Annotated in this window: 1 protein-coding gene and 1 pseudogene; one reads left to right on the top strand and one right to left on the bottom strand. The window is 34.0% G+C overall.

Annotation, left to right across the window (positions count from 1 at the left end):
• Positions 1 to 141, bottom strand: a pseudogene (locus ACE1AQ_RS17925) (photosystem II q(b) protein); the annotation flags it as partial.
• 338 nt (positions 142 to 479) lie between these two features.
• Here ACE1AQ_RS17925 and ACE1AQ_RS17920 point away from each other — a divergent pair.
• The gene (locus ACE1AQ_RS17920; protein WP_110546064.1) at positions 480 to 4,085 is read left to right on the top strand and encodes a pentapeptide repeat-containing protein; all 3,606 of its coding nucleotides are present in this window, start codon (positions 480 to 482) and stop codon (positions 4,083 to 4,085) included.
• Positions 4,086 to 4,198 lie beyond the last annotated feature (113 nt).

Below are 4,198 nucleotides of genomic sequence, written 5' to 3'. Positions count from 1 at the left end.
GCAGGTGGTGGCGGTGAGCAGGGTGGGGATCATGATGACACCGAACCAGCCGACATAAAGACGGTTGTTGGTGCTGGTGATCCACTGGCAGAACTGCTCCCACAGGGAAGCGCTCTCGCGCTGTTGTAGAGTGGTGGTCATTGGTTTATGATTCCTATTAAGTTATCGAGGTACGATTGATGATGTCTCTATCTTAAGGAGTTTGTATCGGTTTGTAAAGGGGTTTGACATTCAGTATTACTTGTCGGGGTGATAAGGTGGGCTTATGTTCAGTTTGCGCCTACATTGTGGAAAAAATCCTTATTTACCTTGTTCTTAACCTATGCAGACGAGTCGGAGAGGCGACTCTCCAGCTTAGTTTAACCATCGATTATCCTTGTTATCATGCCAGTATTCAAAAATGACTTCAGCCTAAGAAATTACCAAAAATTAAATTTTATTCTTGAATAGCATCAATCAAAATAAGGGTTAAAACTGCTATGACTACAGATTTAAACGCGATTACCAGAACCCGCATACCTGCTCGAAAGGTCATTAATCAATACAAAGAGGGAAGAAGAGATTTCAGAAATCTCGATCTACGAAACTCCTCTTTTAAAAAGCAAGACTTACGCGATGCTGATTTTAGCGGTTCAGATATTCGCGGTTGTTCGTTTGAAGGAGCAACCTTGGAGAACGCTAATTTCTCATCGGTTATTACTGGGTTTTCTCGATTCTATTGGTTTAATCTATTTGTGTCCGCAGGTTTTGGCTTTCTGATTTGGAATTATTGTCTAACTTTTACTGCTAAATACATCGAAATGATCACTAATCCCTTCAAAATGGCAGTTGAAGGGATTCTAGGAATTTATGCAGCAGAAATTTTCACAATCATAGCTCAAGCACCTCTTTTCTTAGCTGTAATAATTATGGTTTTCTTAATTATTTTTGTGCCTGGTTTTATGTGTGACCAAAAATATCTGACAAACTATGCTGGTTCGAGTGCAAACTATAGCTTGGTTTATGGCTTATTTCTAAGTTTTTTTCTATCTATCCTATTTATGATGACATCAATATTAGTTGAAGATTTGCCTGATCTAAGATTTCACTTAATAAGATTCATTACTCTTCTTTTTATTCTTGTCATAGATACTGTCCTATTATATCGATTTTTGAGAAGTCTATTTTTAAATAAAACCTATGGAACAACATTTAAAAATACAAATCTAAATTGCACAAAATTTGAACGATCTGGCATTAAAAATTGTTCTTTTGAGGGTTCTTCCTTGGATCATGCTTCCTTCAGTTATGCTGTTTTGAGAAACTGTGATTTCTGCAATGCTAATATTTCTTACGTCAATTGGAGATACTCTCAACTTATTCCTTTTACCAATTATTATACAAGCTATTTGCTTGAAAAAAATATAAAAATACTTTGCACAACTGGAAATGGAAATAGAGGCAACTATCAAAATGCTGATCTAAAACAAGTAGATCTAAGTGGTATAGACCTAACAGGTGCGGATTTAAGCGGTGCTGATCTAAGTAATGCCAATTTGCAAAATGCTCTTTTAGAAGGAGCTAATCTTAGCAATTGTAAGGCTGGTGGAACAGACTTTACTGGAGCCGTTATTAATAATAGCACTAATTTTCAAAATTTGCGGATTAATGAAAGCACCAAATTTTCTGATAATTTTCCTCAAAGTCTTTTAAATGAATTTATTATTTTTGAAGAAAAACCTGATGAGTTGAACTTTGCTGGTCAGAACTTACAAAATCTATCATTTGAAAATCAGAACTTGACCGGTGCTAATTTTACAGGTGCTGATATTCGCGGTTGTTCATTTGAAGGATCAATCTTAGAAAATGCTAATTTTTCCTTGGTTAAAGCAGGTCGCAGTAATCAACAACTTTTCTATGCCATTCTCTGCATAGTAACTTTAATTATATCGAGTGCAAATATTTATTTTTTTGGCATTGAATATGTCAACAACTTAGTGATTGTTATCCCTGTATTTATAGCTGCTTTTTGGACAAATTTTATCAATTTCTTGAGTTTAATCTTAATAAATTCAATGGCAACTGCAACTGACAAGAGAACTGATAGCATTAAAAAATCTAGCAATATTCAATCAACTTACCGTGCCTATACAGATCACTTTGGTAATAACTTTTTCTGGATGCCTTTTTGGTTAGTCTTAATGACTTTAACAGGAATAGAATCAATACGAAGATTTGTATATATCAGCAAAAATGAAGTATTTATAAACATAAACACTATTATCTTTTTAGTTCTTCTGGGTTCATCTATCTTCTTTTTACATCGCGTAGTAATTCTTGCTTTTCTTTCCCCTCTTGGATATGGCGGAACTTCTTTTAATAAGGCTAATTTAAATCACGCCATTTTTAATCAGGCGAATTTGAAAGGTTGCAACTTTACTCATGCCAATTTAGACAATTGCAACTTTGAAAGGGCAATCTTTATCCGTTCTAGATTTGACAATACCAGCCTTGCCTATACCAATTGGGAATCTGCCAGATTTAGAGGGCGGTTAAATCATTTTTCTGGTTACCTGATTAACGATAAGGTAAGACGGCTGGTGATTACTAGAAATGGCAGAGATAGTAATTTTCAGGAAGCATATTTTGTACAAGTAGATTTGAGAAATGTTGATTTAAGTGGTTCTAACTTAAATAAGGCGAATTTCCAAAATGCGCTTTTGGAGGGAGCGAATCTGGGCAATGCTCAAGCTTTAGGAACAGATTTTACGGGAGTCATTATTAAGGACACTAATTTTGAAAATCTACGAATTGATTCAAAAACAAAATTTCCTGATGACTTTGCTGAAGATATTTTGGATAAATGTAGTATTGTAGAATTTCGGAATTTTAATTTTTCTGGGCGTAACTTACAAAATCTTTTTTTTAAGGATTTAGACTTGACTGGTGCCGATTTTTCGGGTGCTGATATTCGCGGTTGTTCATTTGAAGGAGCAATCTTGGAAAATACAAATTTCTCCTCAGTAATAGCAGGTCCGAGTCGTAAACAATTTCTGTTATTGACTTTCTCTACAGTGATGACTATTATTTTAACTGGAAGTCTTCAATTATTGACTATAGACTATGTTAATTCACATTTAAGTCTATTATTACGACAATTTACGGGTATGATTGCAGTCCCTCTTATTTGGTTAATTTACTTGATAGTTGGACTTATCGTTGTAGGCGTTTATTTAGCTATATATGATAGAATTTCAAATATCATTGAAAACTTAGATGATGCTGCTCGAATAAAACAAGATCAAGGCAAAAATTTTGTAATCCTAAATCATTTTAAGTATCTTAGAAAGATTCAATATCTTTATCTTTATGGTTCTTCGCAAGGTCGAGGAAGCATACTTTGTGCAGGGATAATGACAATACCAGCTATTGCTCTACTGCTTTTATTGAAGAACTCTTATAGCTATACAACTGTAAATGCCATTAATATAATTACTTTGTCACTTCTTTTAACTTGCTTTTTGTTTTGTTTGTTTGTTGTCATTATTGCAATTATACAAGAATCTAGAACTACATTTAATCACACTAATTTAAATAATGCCACATTTTATAAAGCTAAAGGATCATGTAGTTTCGCTAATGCCAATTTAGATAAATGCAACTTTGAAAGAGCAAATTTTACCACAGTCAATCTTACTGGTTCGAGTCTTATTTATACTAACTGGAAAGGCATTAAAATTGGTGGTTTTAGTCAATATTATGGCTACCTAAAAAATGATAATATAAGACAACTTGTTGTCACTAGAAATGGCAGAGATAAAAATTACAGAGGATTAGATCTGACTCAGCTAGATTTACAAGGTGTAGATTTATCTGGTGCAGATATGCGAAATGCTGACTTAAGTGGCTCTAATTTGAGAAATGCTAAACTTAATCGAACTAATTTACAAAATGCTAAGGTTTTGGGGACTGATTTTTCAGAGGCTGTTATTAGTAATTGTAATCTCGAAAACTTACTTATTGATGATGATACTAAATTTCCAGATAATGTAAGAATACCCTATGATGATCAAACAGATAATGGGAGCATCTCACCTTTGCAATGAGCATAAATACTTAGTGGAAAAATAGGCTTTTCGAGGGTAATTCTTGTTTTAATTCTCCATGTACGCAGTCTTTAAAAGCCTCTATTTCGTTCCAAGACACGATTAAGAGTGGC

Source organism: Microcystis sp. BLCC-F209, assembly GCF_041928595.1.
GTDB lineage: Bacteria > Cyanobacteriota > Cyanobacteriia > Cyanobacteriales > Microcystaceae > Microcystis.
The sequence above is the reverse complement of the archived record's forward strand: the minus strand, read 5'-3'. Positions and strand labels throughout refer to the sequence as shown.